Genomic DNA, 15405 nt, shown 5'->3' with positions numbered 1-15405 from the left:
TCTTCGCGGGCCGCGCTACGGCGTCAGGACCTCGGGCGAGCCGACCGGGGCATCCGCGCCCATCTCGTCGGCGATGCGGTTCGCCTCGGCGATGAGCGTCGCGACGATCTCGGACTCGGGCACGGTCTTGATGACCTCGCCCTTGACGAAGATCTGCCCCTTGCCATTGCCGGATGCCACGCCGAGGTCGGCCTCGCGGGCCTCACCCGGACCGTTCACGACACAGCCCATGACGGCCACGCGCAACGGCACGGTCATGCCCTCGAGCCCGTCGGTCACGTCGTTGGCGAGCTTGTAGACGTCGACCTGCGCGCGCCCGCACGACGGGCAGGACACGATCTCGAGGCGGCGCTCGCGGAGGTTCAGTGACTGCAGGATCTGCAGGCCGACCTTGACCTCCTCGACGGGCGGTGCCGACAGCGAGACGCGGATCGTGTCGCCGATGCCCTCGGAGAGGAGGATGCCGAACGCCGTCGCGCTCTTGATGGTGCCCTGGAACGCCGGGCCGGCCTCGGTCACGCCGAGGTGCAGCGGCCAGTCGCCGCGTTCGGCGAGGAGCCGGTAGGCCTTCACCATGACGATGGGGTCGTTGTGCTTCACCGAGATCTTGAAGTCGTGGAAGTCGTGCTCCTCGAAGAGGCTCGCCTCCCACACGGCGCTCTCGACGAGCGCCTCGGGCGTGGCCTTGCCGTACTTCTGCAGCAGGCGCGGGTCGAGCGAGCCGGCGTTGACGCCGATGCGGATCGAGACGTCGGCCGCCTTGGCACGGCGCGCGATCTCGCCGACCTGGTCGTCGAACTTGCGGATGTTGCCCGGGTTGACGCGCACCGCGGCGCATCCGGCGTCGATGGCCGCGTACACGTAGTTCGGCTGGAAGTGGATGTCCGCGATCACCGGGATCTGGCTCTTCTTGGCGATGATCGGCAGCGCCTCGGCATCGTCCCGGCTCGGCACCGCCACGCGGACGATGTCGCAGCCCGACGCCGTGAGCTCGGCGATCTGCTGCAGCGTCGCGTTGATGTTGGGCGTGGGCGTCGTGGTCATCGACTGCACGCTCACCTGCGCGTCGCCGCCGACGAGCACCTTGCCGACCTTGATCTGGCGCGACTTGCGTCGCGGGGCCAGGACCTCAGGGACTTTGGGCATTCCGAGATTCACAGCAGGCACGTGTCGAGTCTACGTCCGGCCCGCTGGGCGCGGTCTCCATCGAACGGATGCTCCCTCAGCTCCGGGCGCGATCGCGGTCATCCTGCGTCGCGGCGTCGTCCTTCCGGGTCCCATCGCCGTCGTGGTCCCCGCTCCCGTCCCCATCGCCCTCGTGCTCGAGCCGGATCTGCCGGCCGAGCTCGATGTCCTCCTGCTCCTTCTTCTCGGCCTTCTCGCTCTTGCGGGTGTCGCGCGGCGGGAGCTGGATGTCCTCCTCCGCCTCGATGCCCGCCTGCAGCTCACGCCCGCGTTCGAGCTCCGCGTCGAACTCCGCACCGAAGAGCAACGCGCAGTTCGCGAGCCAGAGCCAGAGCAGGAAGACGATGACCCCGCCGAACGACCCGTACGTGCGGTCGTAGTTCGCGAAGTTGGCCACGTAGAGCGCGAAGCCCGCCGACACGATGACGAGGGCGACGATGGCGATCACTGCGCCGAGACTGATCCAGCGGAACTTGGGCTGCTTCGCGTTCGGCGTGGCGTAGTACAGGATCGCGATGGCGAGGATCAGCGCGAGCGCGAGCACCGGCCACTTCGCGATCTCCCAGACGACTCTCACGGCCTGGCCGACGCCGAGCGCGTCCCCGAGGGCATCCGTGACCGGTCCCGAGATCGCGAGGATCACCGCGATGATGACGACCAGCACGAGGGTGATGATGGTGACGAGGAGCTGCATGGGCCGCAGCTTCCAGAACGGGCGGCCCTCGTCGATCTCGTAGATCTGGTTCATCGCGCGGCTGAAGGCGCCGACGTATCCCGAAGCCGACCAGATGGCGATCAGGAGTCCGGTGACGAAGCCGAGGCCCGCCGCCGGCGATGCGCTGAAATCCTCGATCGGCTCACGGATGATGTCGAGGGCGTCGCTGGGAGCGAACTGCTCGACGATCTTGAAGAGTCCGTTGATCGCGCGCTGGCCCTGGCCGACGAGCGCGAGCAGCGAGGTCAGCGCCAAGAGGCCCGGGAAGAGCGCGAGCACGCCGTAGTAGGTGAGCGACGCCGCGCGGTCGGGGCACTGGTCGTCGACGAACTCGCGGAAGCTCTTGCGGAACACGTACTTCCACGAGCGCTTCGTCACGTCGCCAGGCGAGTCGGGCTTGCGGCTGTCGTCGGGCGACGGTGCGTCCGACCGCTCCTGGCTGGTCCCCTTCTCGTCCACGATGTCCTCCTCGATCCACGGATGCGACGAGGCGACGTCATGCCGGACGGAAGGGCGCCGACCTCTCCGGGCGTGCTCGGCCCGTGCTTCCAGTGTTCGATGCGGCTCGAAGCGGCGATAGACCCTCCCGCCGCCGAGAACCAGCCGCTATAGTGCGGGCCGTTCCTCCTCGGACTCGCGCGAACGGATGCCGCTCAGGCCAGGCCGATCTGGCGCAGTGGCGTCCGCCTCAGACTCGGCCGACGCCGATATTGACAGGCGCCGAGATCTGGACCTCCGACTCGCTCCCCGGAGCCTGCACGACGACCGAGTAGGCGTTCACCTTTCCCTCGATCTCGGGTGGGCCGAGCTCGGGCCCGGTCTCCACGGCGATCTCGACGAACGGGCCGTCGGGATGCGGCTGCCCGAGCCCGGCGGCGAGTTCCTCGAGGTCCCCGCCCACCGCGAAGCCCGGGGTGGTCGTGATGGCCACGCCGCGCGCCTCAGGACCGGCAACCTGCACGAACAGGTTCATGTCCACGTAGTCGGGGCGGTCATCGGGTATCCACACGGACCGGTCGTCCTCGGCGAACTGGCCCATGTGATCGTCGCGGACCTGGAATCCGTCCCAGCGAAAGACCGTGGCCGGCCGCGATTCGCAGCAGCGCCCGGGAAACTCCTCGACCACAGGCTCCCCACCGAAGGCCACGCTCAGAACGCCGACGATCTCCTCGGCCGTCAGATCGTAGGAGAGTGTCTGCACGACGGCGCCCGAGGCGTCCTGCAGGTCGAGCTGCTCCGGACGCACGACGATCGTGGCGATGACCGGCTCACCTCCTTCGCCTCCGGTCGGCGTCGGGCCCGACTCAGCGAAGGGCGTCGAGGACGAACCGGTCTCAGCCGGGGGCGCGTCCCCGATGCACCCGGTGAACGCCATGGCGAGGATGACGGCCACAGCCGCGAGGGCACTGGTCCGGATCACGCGGCTCATCAGGCGCAGCCGTCCTCGTGCACCGACATGGGCGCGCCGATCCGCGCGATGAAGGCCTCGGCCTCATCGGGCTGGAAGTCGACACTCACCTTCTGCACGTGCTCGGTGCCGTCGGGCCACGTCTCGGGTTGGGAGATGAAGTCCACGTAGGGTCCCGAGCAGCCCGACGGGTTCGTCTGGATCGCGGGATCGCTCGTCAGGTCCGCCCACGACCCGCCGACCTGGCGTCCGCCGAGGTCGGTCAGCGCGACGCCGAATGCTTCGGGAGCCGTGAACTGCACCCGGAACGCAGGGAGGTAGAGGTTCGACCCGGCCGATTCCACGTCGGCCCAGTTGTCGACGTAGCGCATCTCCCAGAGCGTGAAGCCCGCCCAGCGGTGGGCGGTGCTGGGAGCATCATGGCTGCCGCCCCGGTACTCCTCGTCGATCGGCTCCGACCCGAAGACCTCTGCCAGTGCGTCCAGCGACTCCGACGCCTCGGAGAGATAACCCAGCTCCGCGACGACTTCACCCGACCGGTCGACGAGTTGCAGCGCCTCGGGACGCATCACGAGCGTCGTCACCGTCGTCAACGGGTCGGCCATCGCAGTCGGGGTCGGCGTCGGAGACGCCGCAGCCGCCGGCGAGGCCGGCGAAGGCGACACGACCGTCGACGGCGCAGCGCATCCGGTGAGGACGAGCAGCAGCGCGGCGACGAGCGAGATTCGGGCTGCAGTGAAACGCGGCATGGAACTCCGAATCAGGAAAGCGGAGGCATCCGTCCGATGCCCGTGCGAAGATCATGCCACCAGCGCGACCCGCAGGCTCACGAGGGCGCGCAACGAATCGGCAACACTTCGTCGTCCGCCCCCGAGCGCCGCTCAGGCGTCGAGCAGCTCGAGCAGCGCCGCCCGGAACTCGGCCGGCTTCTCGAGGTGGGGCGAGTGGCCGCAGTGCTCGAGCTCGAGCTCCCTGACCGCGCCGCCCTCGGCGGCGTAGCGATCGAGCACCGCCCGGGTCTGCGCGAGCATCGGCTGCGCGGGGGCGACGTCGTCGCCGGGCCAGCCCGGGATGATGCCGGCCTTGCCGAGTTGGTTGAGGTCGAAGAACGACGCGTCGCCGACGATCGCGTCCTGCGCACCGTGGATCCAGAGGATGGGCGGCTTGGGCTCCACCTCGACGATGGCCGACGTGTCGAACACGGTGGGCGCCATCGTGTTGAGCACGCCGCGGGTTCCCGGCGCGAAGCCCGGCCACGAATCGGAGGGTGTCGCGTCGCCGGGATAGTGGTCGAGGCCGGTGCGCGTCGACAGCATCGACTCGACCCAGACGTCCTCGTACTCCGACGCGAATCCGGGCGCGACATAGCTCGAGCGGTACACCGCCCGCGGCGAGCCCTGGTCGTCGGATCGGTCGCCCGCGGCCAGCCTCGCCACGAAGTCGGGATTCGCTCCCCCGCCGCCCGTGCCCGCGGCATCCGTCGTCAGCAGCGAGCCATCGAGGGCCGTGCCGCCGAACCCGTAGGGCGACACCGTCGACTGCAGCGTCAGGCTGGCGACGAGCTCGGGGCGGTCGAGCAACAGCTGCATCGCCACGCCCCCGCCCATGCTCCACCCGACGAGGTGCACGGTACCGAGACCGAGCTCGTCGATCACCGACGCGACATCGTCGGAGAAGTCGCGCACGCCGCGGCTCGCGTCGACGGGCAGCGGGTCGCTGTCGCCGAATCCGCGCAGGTCGACGGCGATGGCACGGATGCCGCGGGGCAGGTCGAGCATCGTCGGCTGCCAGAACAGCGACGACGACACGTTGCCGTGCACGAACACAACGGTGCGCACCACATCGGCCGCGGCATCCGCCTCGCGCTCGAGCACGTTGGCCGTGAGTCGCGGAGTGGTGACCCGCTGCGCCCGGATGCCGGGGAAGATCGTCTCGAGCATCGCCGCGCTCACTCCGACACGGCGTTGGTGTCGAGCGGCGGCTCGGTGGCGGCGACGACCTCGTCGACGGTGACGCCCGGCGCGCACTCGACGAGCACGAGGCCATCGGAGGTGACGTCGATGACGGCGAGGTCGGTGATGATGCGGTCGACGACGCCCTTGCCCGTGAGGGGCAGGGAGCACTGGTTCACGATCTTCGGCGAGCCGTCCTTCGCGACGTGCTCCATGAGCACGATGCGCCGGCGCGCGCCGTGCACGAGGTCCATCGCGCCGCCGGGGCCCTTCACCATCTTGCCGGGGATCATCCAGTTCGCGAGGTCGCCCGTGGCCGACACCTGCATGGCTCCCAGGATGGCCGCGTCGATCTTGCCGCCGCGGATCATGCCGAAGCTCGTGGCGGAGTCGAAGTAGGCGGCGCCCGGGAGCACCGTGACGGTCTCCTTGCCGGCGTTGATGAGGTCGGGGTCGACCTGGTCGTCGGTCGGGTACGGCCCGACGCCGAGGATGCCGTTCTCCGACTGCAGCAGGATGGTGACGCCCTCGGGCACGTAGTTCGGCACGAGCGTGGGAAGCCCGATGCCGAGGTTGACGTAGGAGCCGTCGCCGAGCTCCCGGGCGGCCCGGGCGGCCATCTCGAATCGCGTCAGCGCCATCTCAGTTCTCCCTCACGGTGCGCCGCTCGATGCGCTTCTCGATGTCGGTGCCGACCACGATCATGCGGTCGACGTAGATGCCGGGCAGGTGCACGGCGTCGGGGTCGAGGTCGCCGGGCTCGACGAGCTCCTCGACCTGCGCGATGCAGACGCGCCCGGCCATCGCGGCGAGGGGCGAGAAGTTGCGCGCCGACTTGTCGAACACGAGGTTCCCGAAGCGGTCGCCCTTCAAGGCGTGCACGAGGGCGAAATCGGTCGTGATCGCCTCTTCGAGCACGAACTCACGGGGCTCGCCGGCGAACTCGAACGTCTGCACGGGCTTCGGCGGGCTCGCGATCGCGATCGACCCGTCGGACTGGTAGCGCCGCGGCAGCCCGCCCTCGGCGACCTGCGTGCCGACTCCCGTCTGCGTGAAGAACGCCGCGATGCCGCTGCCGCCCGCACGGAGCTTCTCTGCGAGGGTGCCCTGCGGCGTCAGCTCGAGTTCGAGCTCGCCCGAGAGGTACTGGCGCTCGAACTCCTTGTTCTCCCCCACGTACGACGAGGTCATCTTGGCGATCCGCTGCTGCGCGAGCAGCACGCCGAGGCCCCAGTCGTCGACGCCGCAGTTGTTCGAGACGACGGAGAGCCGGTCGACGCCCGCATCGAGCAGCGCCTGGATCAGCACCATCGGGATGCCGCAGAGTCCGAACCCGCCGACGGCGAGGCTGGCTCCTGATGGGATGTCGGCGACCGCCTCTTGAGCGGACCCGACGACTTTGTCGAGTGTCACGATGCACCTTCCTGTGTGTCCGTCGCCTCGATGCGGGCGCGGATGACGGGGATCACGCTACCCGCACCCGCCTCCGACATGACGATGGTGTAGTGGTTGACGTCGACGACGTCATGGACGACGAGCTGGGGCATCCGCTCGGCCCACTCGGCGACGATGGACTCGGGATAGAGCGGCGCCGCGTCGAGCAGGCCGCGGGGCGCGCGGAAGAAGTCGACCGGGCCCGGAGCCGCCAGGAGGGCCCGGCCGTAGCCCGCGGAGCCGTCGAGCTCGACCGCGTTCACGGCGACCGCGTCGGCGCTCGCCGAGCTGCGCAGCGACGGCTCCTCGCCGACGATGTCGTAGTCGACGTACGCCTCGATCGCGCTGTTCCAGTACGGGCCGAGGGCCGGATGCCGCCGCCAGAAGTCCACGTAGGCGCCACGACTCGGGAAGGTCATGGAGAGCCGCTCGAGCGCGGGACCGAGCAGCACCGCCGGCAGGTCGTCGGGCGCGATGCCGTCGGGATTGGGCACCGGGAGGCCGCCGTCGATGAGCGCGAGGCCGGCTACACGGTCGGGATGCCGCTCGGCGAAGCGCACCGACACGAACGCGCCCATCGAATGTCCCACCACGAAGACCCGCTCGACGCCCTGCGCATCCAGGACCGCTGCGAGGTCGTCGGCGTGCTGCACCAGCCCGTAGGGGGCCGGGAGGGAATGGCTGCGTCCGCGTCCGCGCAGGTCGGGCGCGATCACCCGCCGGTCGGGGAGCGCCGCCGCGAAGAGGTCCCAGTTGCGGTGGGTGGCCGTGATCCCATGCACCGCGAGCACGGGCGTGCCCGCGGCATCCGGGCGCCATTGTCCGCCCGCGAGCGAGCCGCCGGCGACGGGCGCGGCGAATGCGGTGTCGCTCATCGTGCGCTCCATCCGCCGTCCATCGTGTAGCTCGCACCCGTGACCATCCCGGCGTCGGGGCCGGCGAGCCACAGGGCGAGGCTCGCGACCTCGGACGGCTCGACGAGGCGCTTGATCGCCGACTCGGTGAGCATGATCTTCGGCACCACCTCCTCCTCGGAGATGCCGTGCAGGCGCGCCTGGTCGGCGATCTGCTTCTCGACGAGGGGGGTGCGCACGTAGGCGGGGTCGATGCAGTTGGACGTGACCCCGTGCGGGCCGCCCTCGAGCGCGGTGACCTTCGACAGTCCCTCGAGGCCGTGTTTGGCGGCGACGTAGGCCGACTTGAACGCCGACGCGCGCAGCCCGTGCACGCTCGAGATGTTGATGATCCGGCCGAAGCCGCGCTCGTACATGCCCGGCAGGGCGGCGCGGATCAGCAGGAACGGCGACTCGAGCATGAGCCGCAGGATGAGCGAGAACCGCTCGGGCTCGAAGTCCTCGATCGGACGCACGTGCTGGATCCCGGCGTTGTTCACGAGGATGTCGGCCTCGAGCGAGAGGTCGGCGAGCGCAGCGGTGTCGCCGAGGTCGACCTGCCAGGCGTCCCCGCCCAGTTCGTCGGCGACCCGCTCGGCGGCCTCGCCGTTCAGGTCGGCGATCACGACGTGCGCTCCGGCCGCCGCGAAGGCGCGCGCGCATGCCTCGCCGATGCCGCTCGCGCCACCGGTCACGACGGCGCGCCGCCCGCTGAGATCGGTCACGATTCCTCCTTGTCGGGCGCGTCCTCGCGCCGGTCTCCTGCGAGCTCGGGGCGGCCGAGGGCTCCCCCGATGAAGCGCATCATCTCGTCGAGCACGTGCTGGGGCACCTCGCGGGTGCCGCTCGCGGTGGGGTCGGCGTCGTCGCCGGGCGCCGCGTCGCCGTCGCCCCAGAGCACCCAGCGCATGCCGATCATCTCGCCGATGCCCATGAGCGCCCAGGCCGCCACCGTGGGGTCGATGTCGCCGATCTCCCCGTCGTCGGCGGCGTCGCGGAGCCCGTCGATGTAGCCCTCGACGATGCGCGTGTAGTGCAGCCGCAGCGCGTCGGGCGAGACGAGCTCGGCCTCGCGGACGACGCGGTAGAGCGCCGGATGCTCGGCGGTGAACCGGAAGAACGCGGCGAAGCCGGCCCGCTCGGCCTCGAGCCGGCTCGATGCGCCCCGAGAGCCTTCGCTCATGGCCTGGCGGACACGACGGTTCAGGTCTTCGACGAGCTCGTTGAAGATGTCGAGCTTCGTGTCGAAGTACAGGTAGAAGGTGCCCTGGCCGACGCCGGCGCGATCGGTGATGCGCGAGACGGATGCCTCGTGGTAGCCGTGCTCGGCGAACACGCGCTCGGCCGCGGCGAGCAGCCTGCGGCGTGTCTCGACCCCGCGGGCGGTGCGCGGTGCGGCGCTCATCGCGCTTCCTCCGATCCGACGGATGCCGCGGTGTAGCCGGCTGTGCGCTCGGCGAGCACCCGCCGCAGCACCTTGCCCGCCGTGGACCGCGGCAGCTCATCGACGAAGTGCACCTCGCGCGGCACCTTGTAGCGGGCGAGCGAGCCTGCGGCGAACTCGACCAGCTCCGCGGCATCCGTCACCCGCCCACGGTGCGCGACGACCCAGGCGGCGCCAGCCTCGCCCCAGCGCTCGTCGGGTACGCCCACCACGGCGACGTCGGCGACGGCCGGATGCCCCATGAGGACGGCCTCGACCTCTGCGGGGGCGACGCCCTCGCCGCCCGAGATGTAGATGTCCTTGATGCGATCGACGATCGTGAAGAACCCGTCGGCGTCGCGGCGCACGAGGTCGCCGGTGCGGAGCCAGCCGTCGACGAGGGTGGCGTCGGTCGACGCCGGGTCGCGGAAGTACCCCGCGAACACCGACGGCCCCTGCACGAGCAGCTCGCCCTCGGCCGCGCCGTCGAGGTGCTCGCCCGTCGCGGGATCGGCGACGGCCACGTCGACGTGGGGGTACGGCTTGCCGGCCGAGCCGGCGCGCACGCGCGCGTCCTCGTCGGGGAGGCACAGCACGTTCGGCGACGCCTCGGTGAGCCCGTAGCCCTGGGTGAGCGCCACCCCGCGTGCGTGCCAGGTGCGCAGCAACGCGGGCGGCATGGGGGCGCCGCCCACGATCGCGTGCGCGAGGCTCGACAGGTCGGTGCCGGCGAAGTCGGGATGTTGCGCGAGGAACAGGTAGTTGGCGGGCACGCCCATCATGGTCGTGATGCCGCGCTCCTGGATCAGGTGCAGCACCCGGCCGGGATCGAAGGTGCGCTCGAGCACGACCGTGGCACCCGTCCACCAGGCGAGCAGCGGCTGGATGTTCCACCCGCCGACGTGGTACTGCGGGAGCACCGCCAGCACGGTGTCGGCCGCGCCGATCTCGGCGATGCGCGAGAGCGAGAGGTTCGTGAAGAAGCAGTTGCGATGCGTGAGCATTGCACCCTTTGGAGTGGCGGTCGTGCCCGAGGTGAAGATGATGAGCAGCGCGTCGTCGTCGGCGACGTCGCGACGCGTTCCGGATGCCGCGCGGCGGGCGTCGGCGGCCGGGGGCACCTCCGCCTCGACCCCGTGCGCCCCGAGCGGCGCGTTGGGGATGCGCTGCGGCAGGCGCGCCAGCGTCGCCCGGGCGAGCGACTCGAACTCGCTCTCGAGGAGGAGCAGCGCCGGGTCGGCGATCTCGAGCTGTTCGGCGAGCTCGCGCGGGGCGAGCCGCCACGACAGCGGCACGAGCACGAGGCCGGCCTTGGCACAGGCGAAGAACAGCACGACGTGGTCGGCGCTGTTGCCGGTGATGGTCGCGATGCGGTCGCCGATCGCGTAGCCGGCCGCTCGGAACGCCTCCGCGAGCCGTTCCGAGCGGGCGTCGAGCTCGCGATACGTCACGACGACGCCGCGGTCGTCGATCGCGATGCGCTCGGGGGTGGCGCGGGCCCGGTCGCGGGTCCAGCGTCCGAGCGTGTTCAGGCCGTCAGGCATCCACGGCCTCCTCCGTCTCGACCGGATGCTGCTTCCGGCCCGTGCTGATGCGCTGCGGGATTCCCGCGATCCCCCCGGGAAGGAACAGCACCACGAGGATGAACAGCGTGCCCAGGATGAACAGCGGCTCGGACAGCGGCACCCGGAGCACGGCGGGCAGTCCGGCGATGACGTCGGAGCCCGCGAGCGCCGTGAGCCGCTGATCGAGCAGTGTGTAGACGATACCGCCCACGATCGCGCCCCAGCGATAGCCCACTCCCCCGAGCACCACGATGACGAGGAGCGTGAGCGTGAAGTCCGCCGTGGCGATGCGCGGCGAGGCGCCCGACTGCAGCAGGAGGTAGCCCATGCCGGCGATCGCGGCGAGCACCGACGCGACGATGAAGACGAGCAGCTTCACGGTGTAGGGCCGCAGGCCGATGACGCGCACCCGCAGTTCGTTCTCTCGAACTGCCTCGGCCACGCGACCGGCGCGGCTGCGCTCGACCCACAGCACGACCAGGTACACGAAGACGAGCACGCCGAGCGCGAGCCAGTAGAGGTTCCGGGTGTTCACCACGCCCACGAGCGCGTCGGGCACGTGCTCGATGTCGAGCGAGAGCCCCTCGTCGCCGCCGGTCGCGCCGCCCGGGTTGCGCCGGATGAGCACCGACCCGGCCTGCGCGAACGCGAGCGTGACCATCGCGAACGAGATGCCGGTGACCCGCAGGGCGAGCGAGCCGACGGTCGCGGCCAGCACGATGCCGAGCACGAGCGTGACCGCGATCGAGCCGACGAAGATGAGCTCGCTCGGCCAGCCGACCGGCGCGAACGCGTCGAGGGTCATGCCGAGCCCGTAGGCGCCCGCGGCGAAGAACAGCGCGTGGCCGAACGAGAGCAGGCCGGCGAGCCCGAACATCATGCGGTAGCTCAGGGCGAGCGCCGCGATGAGCATCGCGTAGGCGAGCAGCTGCAGGGTCCCGGGCGTGTAGGTCGGGCCGGGCAGCACGCCCGGGAGGTCGATCGCGAGCAGCGGCAGGATGGCGAGGACGACGACGAGGGCGACGCCCCCGCCGATCAGGAGTAGCGTGCGACGGCCGGATGCCACGGCCGAGCGCTCGCCCGAGTCGGCCCGCTCGACGGGGTCGACCCCGCGCGTCGGCGACGCGGCATCCGTTCTCTGCGGGTTCATGCGACCTTCCCCATGAGTCCACGCGGGCGCACGAGCAGCACCGCGGCGAGCGCGACGACCACGACGAGGTCGCCGGTGCCGCCCAGGTAGTAGTTGGCGAACTGCTGCAGCACGGCGACGAGCACCGACGCGATCGCCGCCCCGGTGAGCGACCCCAGCCCGCCGATCACCGTGACGATGAAGGCGAAGATGAGCAGCACCGAGCCGAGGTGCGCCGACACGTAGCCGTAGTAGACCGAGGCGAGCACGCCCCCGAGCCCGGCCGCCGCCCCGCCGATCGCGAAGACGATCGTGAACGACCGACGGACGTCGATGCCGAGCGCGGTGACCATCGACCGGTTCTCGACGCCGGCGCGGATGATGAGCCCGTACCGGGTGCGCTGGAGGAACAGCACGATGCCGGCGAGCACCAGCGCGGCGCAGGCGATGAGCAGGAACCGGTCGTTCGGGATCTTCGCCCCGAGGATCTCGGTGGTCTGGCCGAGCCACTCGGGCTTCTGCGTGTAGATCGGGTCGGTGCCCCAGATGCCCTCGAACAGGGCCACGCTCGCGAGCGCGAGGCCGACGGTGACGAGCGCCTGCTCGATGTGGCGTTCGTAGAGCCGGCGGATGAGGAGGTACTCCGTCGCCGCGGCCACGACCGCGCCCACGACCATCCCGACGACGGCCGACACGGCCAGGCCCGCCCAGGTGCCGTCGGAGACGCGGCGCCCGACCTCCCAGCCGAGGAACGCCGAGATCGTGAGGAACGAGCCGTGCGCGAAGTTCAGCACGCCCATGAGCCCGTAGATGAGCGACAGGCCGCTGGCGACGAGGAAGTACAGTGCGCCGAGGCCGAGCCCGGTGATGAGGAGCAGCAGCAGCGTGCTCATCGTGCCCCTCCCTTCGAGGCGTCGCGTTCGTGCGGGGCATCCCTGCCGTCTGCGGCGTCGTGGACGCCCAGGTAGCGCTGGATCCGGTCCTCGTCATCGAGCAGGTCGGATGCCGCGCCGGTGAACACCACCCGGCCGCCCGAGAGCACGACGACGCGCTCGGCGAGCCTGCGCACCACCTGCAGGTTCTGCTCGACGAGGAGGATCGGCACGGTGGTCGCCGCCTCGGCGAGCGCCGCCGCCACCTCGTCGACGATGCGGGGCGCGAGCCCCTTCGTCGGCTCGTCGACGAGGAGCAGCCGGTTCTCGTTCACGAGTGCGCGGGCGAGGGAGACCATCTGCTGCTGTCCTCCCGAGAGCGTGCCCGCACGTTGCGCCCGCCGTTCCACGAGGTCGGGGAAGAGGCGATCGACGAGGTCGCGGCGCGGCCGGTCGTCGCGCTCGGCGAGGCGGAGGTTCTCGGCGACGGTCAGTGCGCCGAAGACCTCGCGGTCCTCGGGCACGTAGCCGACGCCGCGCTGCACGATCCGGTGGGTGGGCAGTCGGTCGACGCGCGTGCCGGCGAGGCGCACCTCGCCCGTGCGCTCGATGAGGCCGAGGATCGACTTGATCGTCGAGGTCTTGCCGACGCCGTTGCGTCCGAGGAGCGCCGTGACGCCGAGCGCCGGGACCTCGAAGGAGACGTCCTCGACGACCTGCTGGCCGGCGATGCGGCCGCTCAGCCGGTCGACGACGAGGATGGGCTCGCTCACACCGACTCCCCCAGGTAGGCGGACTGCACGGTCGGGTTCGCCATGACGGCCTCCGGGGTGTCGACGGCGAGGAGCTCGCCGTGGTGCATGACCGCGACGCGGTCGACGAGGCCGAGCACGACCTCCATGTGGTGCTCGACCATGAGCACGGTGCGCCCGCCGCGGTGGAGGCCCCGGATGACCTCGGTGATCGCGGGCACGTCGCCCGACGCGACCCCCGCCATCGGCTCGTCGAGCAGGACCACCTTCGGATCCATGGCGATGAGCATGGCGATCTCGACCTTGCGCTTCTCGCCGTGGGCGAGCCCTGAGGCATCGGCATCGGCGCGATCGGCAAGGCCCACCTCGGCGAGGGCGTCGAGCGCGGCGCGGGTCGCGGCATCCGTGCGACGCGGGGTGCGGAACACGGATGCCGCGTGGCCGGCATGCGCCTGGGCGGCGAGTCGCACGTTCTCGAGCACGGTGAGCGCCGGGAACAGGCTCGACGTCTGGAACGTGCGCCCGAGGCCGGCCTTCGCACGCCGGTGGATCGGTTCCCGCGTGACCTCCTGGCCGTCGAGGAGGACGGCGCCCTCGGTGGGTCGCACCACTCCCGAGATCACGTTGAAGAGCGTCGTCTTGCCAGCGCCGTTCGGGCCGATCACTCCGAGCATCTCGCCCGCGACGACCGGGAGCGACACGTCGTGCAGGATGCGCGCCCCGCCGATGCGAAGGCCGACGTGCTCGAGGGCGAGCATCGGGTGGTCGGTCATGGCTGCTCTCGGGTCCGTTCGGTCACTCGCCGGCGACGGGCGGGGCGACCGTCTCGGCCTCGATGGTGTCGACGAGCTCGGGCGCCCAGTTCGCGCCGTCCTGCACGAGCTTGGCCTGGTACATGGGCTGGATCATGGCGTGGTCCTCCTCGCGCACCGTGATCTCGCCCTTGACCGAGTCGAAGGACCAGCCCTCGAGTGCGTCGATCATGCCGTCGACGGTGTCGCCGCCCTCGCGCACGGCCTGCACGATCATCTGCGCGGCGACGAAGCCGTCGGGCGAGAAGAGGTCGGGCGTCTCGCCGTTCGTCTCGAGGTACTCGATCATGGCGGCCTCGGCGTCGGTGCCGGCCGCACCGCCGAAGTAGTGGTTGAGGAACGAGATGTCGTCGGATGCGTCGCCGTACGCGCCGTACGTCGCCGCGTCGCCGAGACCCGTGACCACCGGTGCCGCGTCGAAGACGCCCTGCTGCGCGAGTGCCGTCCACATGGCGCCCGAGGAGGCGCCGGCCCAGGCGACGAAGACGAGGTCGGGCGACGCGGCGAGCAACTGCTGCGCGAAGGGCGTGAACTCGGTGGCGTCCTCGGCGACGAGCACGCCCTCGACGTTCGCGCCCTGGCCGCCGAGCACGGCCTGCACCGCGGCGAGGTTGCCCTGGCCGAACGCGTTGTCCTGGGCGAAGACGACGACCTTCTTGCCGTCGGGGTCGCCGATGAACGTGCCGGCGGTGGCGACGTCCTGGTAGGTCTGCCGGCCGGACCGGAACGTGTAGTCGTTCACGCCGGTGATCGCATCGGCCGCAGCGGGGCCCGAGATGTAGAGGATCTTGTTCTGCTCGGCCTGCTCGGCGAGTGCCGTCGCGATGCCCGACGCCGCGGTGCCCGCGAGGATCTGGTAGCCCTGGCCGATGAAGTCCTTGGCCTTGGAGACCGCGGTGTCGGGGTTGCCCTGGTCGTCGGCCCACTCGATGTCGAGCTCGCGGCCGTCGACGGCGCCGGTGCCGTCGGTGGCGTAGTCGAGCCCGGCCTCGAACCCCGCCGTGTAGGCGGCGCCGTACGCGGCGAGCGGCCCCGTCTGGCTCGTGAGCATCGCCACCTTCACCGGAGCTCCGGCGTCGGTCGCCCCGGCGTCGCCGCCGGTGGCCGCGGTCGGGGCGCACCCGACGAGCGCAATGGATGCGGCGGCGATGACGGCCGTCGCGAGGTACTTCTTCGTAACCCGCATGTGAGTGCCTCTCAACAGTGAATGGCTGGACGTGTGCTGCAGAACCTGACAGGTGGTTCAGGTCTCAGGAAAGTACAAT

General features: G+C 70.8%; 16 protein-coding genes. All 16 read right to left on the bottom strand.

Annotated elements, in window-relative coordinates:
• Positions 1-15 precede the first annotated feature (15 nt).
• Positions 16-1146, bottom strand: a complete 1131-nt coding sequence (gene ispG / locus AC1DZA_RS05185; RefSeq protein ID WP_476761071.1) for a flavodoxin-dependent (E)-4-hydroxy-3-methylbut-2-enyl-diphosphate synthase — start codon at positions 1144-1146, stop codon at positions 16-18.
• A 76-nt stretch (positions 1147-1222) separates the two neighbouring features.
• Positions 1223-2359 carry a YihY/virulence factor BrkB family protein gene (locus AC1DZA_RS05180; protein ID WP_476761072.1) on the bottom strand — a complete coding sequence of 379 codons (1137 nt, stop codon included), beginning with the start codon at positions 2357-2359 and terminating at the stop codon, positions 1223-1225.
• Between the two features lie 229 nt (positions 2360-2588).
• Complete coding sequence (locus tag AC1DZA_RS05175) at positions 2589-3146, bottom strand: hypothetical protein (RefSeq protein WP_476761073.1); 558 nt, start codon at positions 3144-3146, stop codon at positions 2589-2591.
• A 182-nt stretch (positions 3147-3328) separates the two neighbouring features.
• Entirely contained in the window at positions 3329-4057 is a 729-nt protein-coding gene (locus AC1DZA_RS05170) for a hypothetical protein (protein ID WP_476771954.1), read from the bottom strand.
• A 132-nt stretch (positions 4058-4189) separates the two neighbouring features.
• Entirely contained in the window at positions 4190-5248 is a 1059-nt protein-coding gene (locus AC1DZA_RS05165; RefSeq protein ID WP_476771953.1) for an alpha/beta fold hydrolase, read from the bottom strand.
• A gap of 8 nt (positions 5249-5256) precedes the next feature.
• A complete protein-coding gene (locus AC1DZA_RS05160) occupies positions 5257-5901 on the bottom strand; it encodes a CoA transferase subunit B (protein WP_476771952.1) in 645 nt (214 codons plus the stop codon).
• A 1-nt stretch (position 5902) separates the two neighbouring features.
• On the bottom strand, positions 5903-6673 hold the full coding sequence (locus tag AC1DZA_RS05155) for a CoA transferase subunit A (protein WP_476761076.1): 771 nt from the start codon (positions 6671-6673) through the stop codon (positions 5903-5905).
• Positions 6670-7569: an alpha/beta fold hydrolase gene (locus AC1DZA_RS05150; RefSeq protein WP_476771951.1), complete on the bottom strand. Its 900-nt coding sequence runs from the start codon at positions 7567-7569 to the stop codon at positions 6670-6672. The genes AC1DZA_RS05155 and AC1DZA_RS05150 overlap by 4 nt, the downstream gene beginning before the upstream one ends.
• Positions 7566-8312, bottom strand: a complete 747-nt coding sequence (locus tag AC1DZA_RS05145) for a 3-hydroxybutyrate dehydrogenase (protein WP_476771950.1) — start codon at positions 8310-8312, stop codon at positions 7566-7568. The genes AC1DZA_RS05150 and AC1DZA_RS05145 overlap by 4 nt, the downstream gene beginning before the upstream one ends.
• Positions 8309-8992: a TetR/AcrR family transcriptional regulator gene (locus tag AC1DZA_RS05140; protein ID WP_476761079.1), complete on the bottom strand. Its 684-nt coding sequence runs from the start codon at positions 8990-8992 to the stop codon at positions 8309-8311. Before AC1DZA_RS05140 ends, AC1DZA_RS05145 begins: the two co-directional genes overlap by 4 nt.
• Positions 8989-10554, bottom strand: a complete 1566-nt coding sequence (locus tag AC1DZA_RS05135) for a class I adenylate-forming enzyme family protein (RefSeq protein ID WP_476771949.1) — start codon at positions 10552-10554, stop codon at positions 8989-8991. Before AC1DZA_RS05135 ends, AC1DZA_RS05140 begins: the two co-directional genes overlap by 4 nt.
• Complete coding sequence (locus tag AC1DZA_RS05130) at positions 10547-11725, bottom strand: branched-chain amino acid ABC transporter permease (protein WP_476771948.1); 1179 nt, start codon at positions 11723-11725, stop codon at positions 10547-10549. The genes AC1DZA_RS05135 and AC1DZA_RS05130 overlap by 8 nt, the downstream gene beginning before the upstream one ends.
• Positions 11722-12597: a branched-chain amino acid ABC transporter permease gene (locus AC1DZA_RS05125; protein WP_476761082.1), complete on the bottom strand. Its 876-nt coding sequence runs from the start codon at positions 12595-12597 to the stop codon at positions 11722-11724. Before AC1DZA_RS05125 ends, AC1DZA_RS05130 begins: the two co-directional genes overlap by 4 nt.
• Complete coding sequence (locus tag AC1DZA_RS05120) at positions 12594-13349, bottom strand: ABC transporter ATP-binding protein (RefSeq protein WP_476771947.1); 756 nt, start codon at positions 13347-13349, stop codon at positions 12594-12596. Before AC1DZA_RS05120 ends, AC1DZA_RS05125 begins: the two co-directional genes overlap by 4 nt.
• Positions 13346-14101: an ABC transporter ATP-binding protein gene (locus AC1DZA_RS05115; RefSeq protein ID WP_476771946.1), complete on the bottom strand. Its 756-nt coding sequence runs from the start codon at positions 14099-14101 to the stop codon at positions 13346-13348. Before AC1DZA_RS05115 ends, AC1DZA_RS05120 begins: the two co-directional genes overlap by 4 nt.
• 22 nt (positions 14102-14123) lie before the next feature.
• Complete coding sequence (locus AC1DZA_RS05110; RefSeq protein ID WP_476771945.1) at positions 14124-15326, bottom strand: substrate-binding domain-containing protein; 1203 nt, start codon at positions 15324-15326, stop codon at positions 14124-14126.
• Positions 15327-15405 lie beyond the last annotated feature (79 nt).

Source organism: Agromyces sp. P2_B3 (assembly GCF_056404815.1).
This window is presented reverse-complemented; position numbering and strand designations above follow the sequence as displayed.

Excerpts from the sequence above, each read along its gene's own strand:
- AC1DZA_RS05165 (WP_476771953.1), bottom strand. The coding sequence starts at position 5,248 with ATGCTCGAGACGATCTTCCCCGGCATCCGGGCGCAGCGGGTCACCACT.
- AC1DZA_RS05135 (WP_476771949.1), bottom strand. The coding sequence starts at position 10,554 with ATGCCTGACGGCCTGAACACGCTCGGACGCTGGACCCGCGACCGGGCC.
- AC1DZA_RS05140 (WP_476761079.1), bottom strand. The coding sequence starts at position 8,992 with ATGAGCGCCGCACCGCGCACCGCCCGCGGGGTCGAGACACGCCGCAGG.
- AC1DZA_RS05110 (WP_476771945.1), bottom strand. The coding sequence starts at position 15,326 with ATGCGGGTTACGAAGAAGTACCTCGCGACGGCCGTCATCGCCGCCGCA.
- AC1DZA_RS05115 (WP_476771946.1), bottom strand. The coding sequence starts at position 14,101 with ATGACCGACCACCCGATGCTCGCCCTCGAGCACGTCGGCCTTCGCATC.
- ispG (WP_476761071.1), bottom strand. The coding sequence starts at position 1,146 with ATGCCCAAAGTCCCTGAGGTCCTGGCCCCGCGACGCAAGTCGCGCCAG.
- AC1DZA_RS05150 (WP_476771951.1), bottom strand. The coding sequence starts at position 7,569 with ATGAGCGACACCGCATTCGCCGCGCCCGTCGCCGGCGGCTCGCTCGCG.
- AC1DZA_RS05160 (WP_476771952.1), bottom strand. The coding sequence starts at position 5,901 with ATGGCGCTGACGCGATTCGAGATGGCCGCCCGGGCCGCCCGGGAGCTC.
- AC1DZA_RS05170 (WP_476771954.1), bottom strand. The coding sequence starts at position 4,057 with ATGCCGCGTTTCACTGCAGCCCGAATCTCGCTCGTCGCCGCGCTGCTG.
- AC1DZA_RS05130 (WP_476771948.1), bottom strand. The coding sequence starts at position 11,725 with ATGAACCCGCAGAGAACGGATGCCGCGTCGCCGACGCGCGGGGTCGAC.
- AC1DZA_RS05125 (WP_476761082.1), bottom strand. The coding sequence starts at position 12,597 with ATGAGCACGCTGCTGCTGCTCCTCATCACCGGGCTCGGCCTCGGCGCA.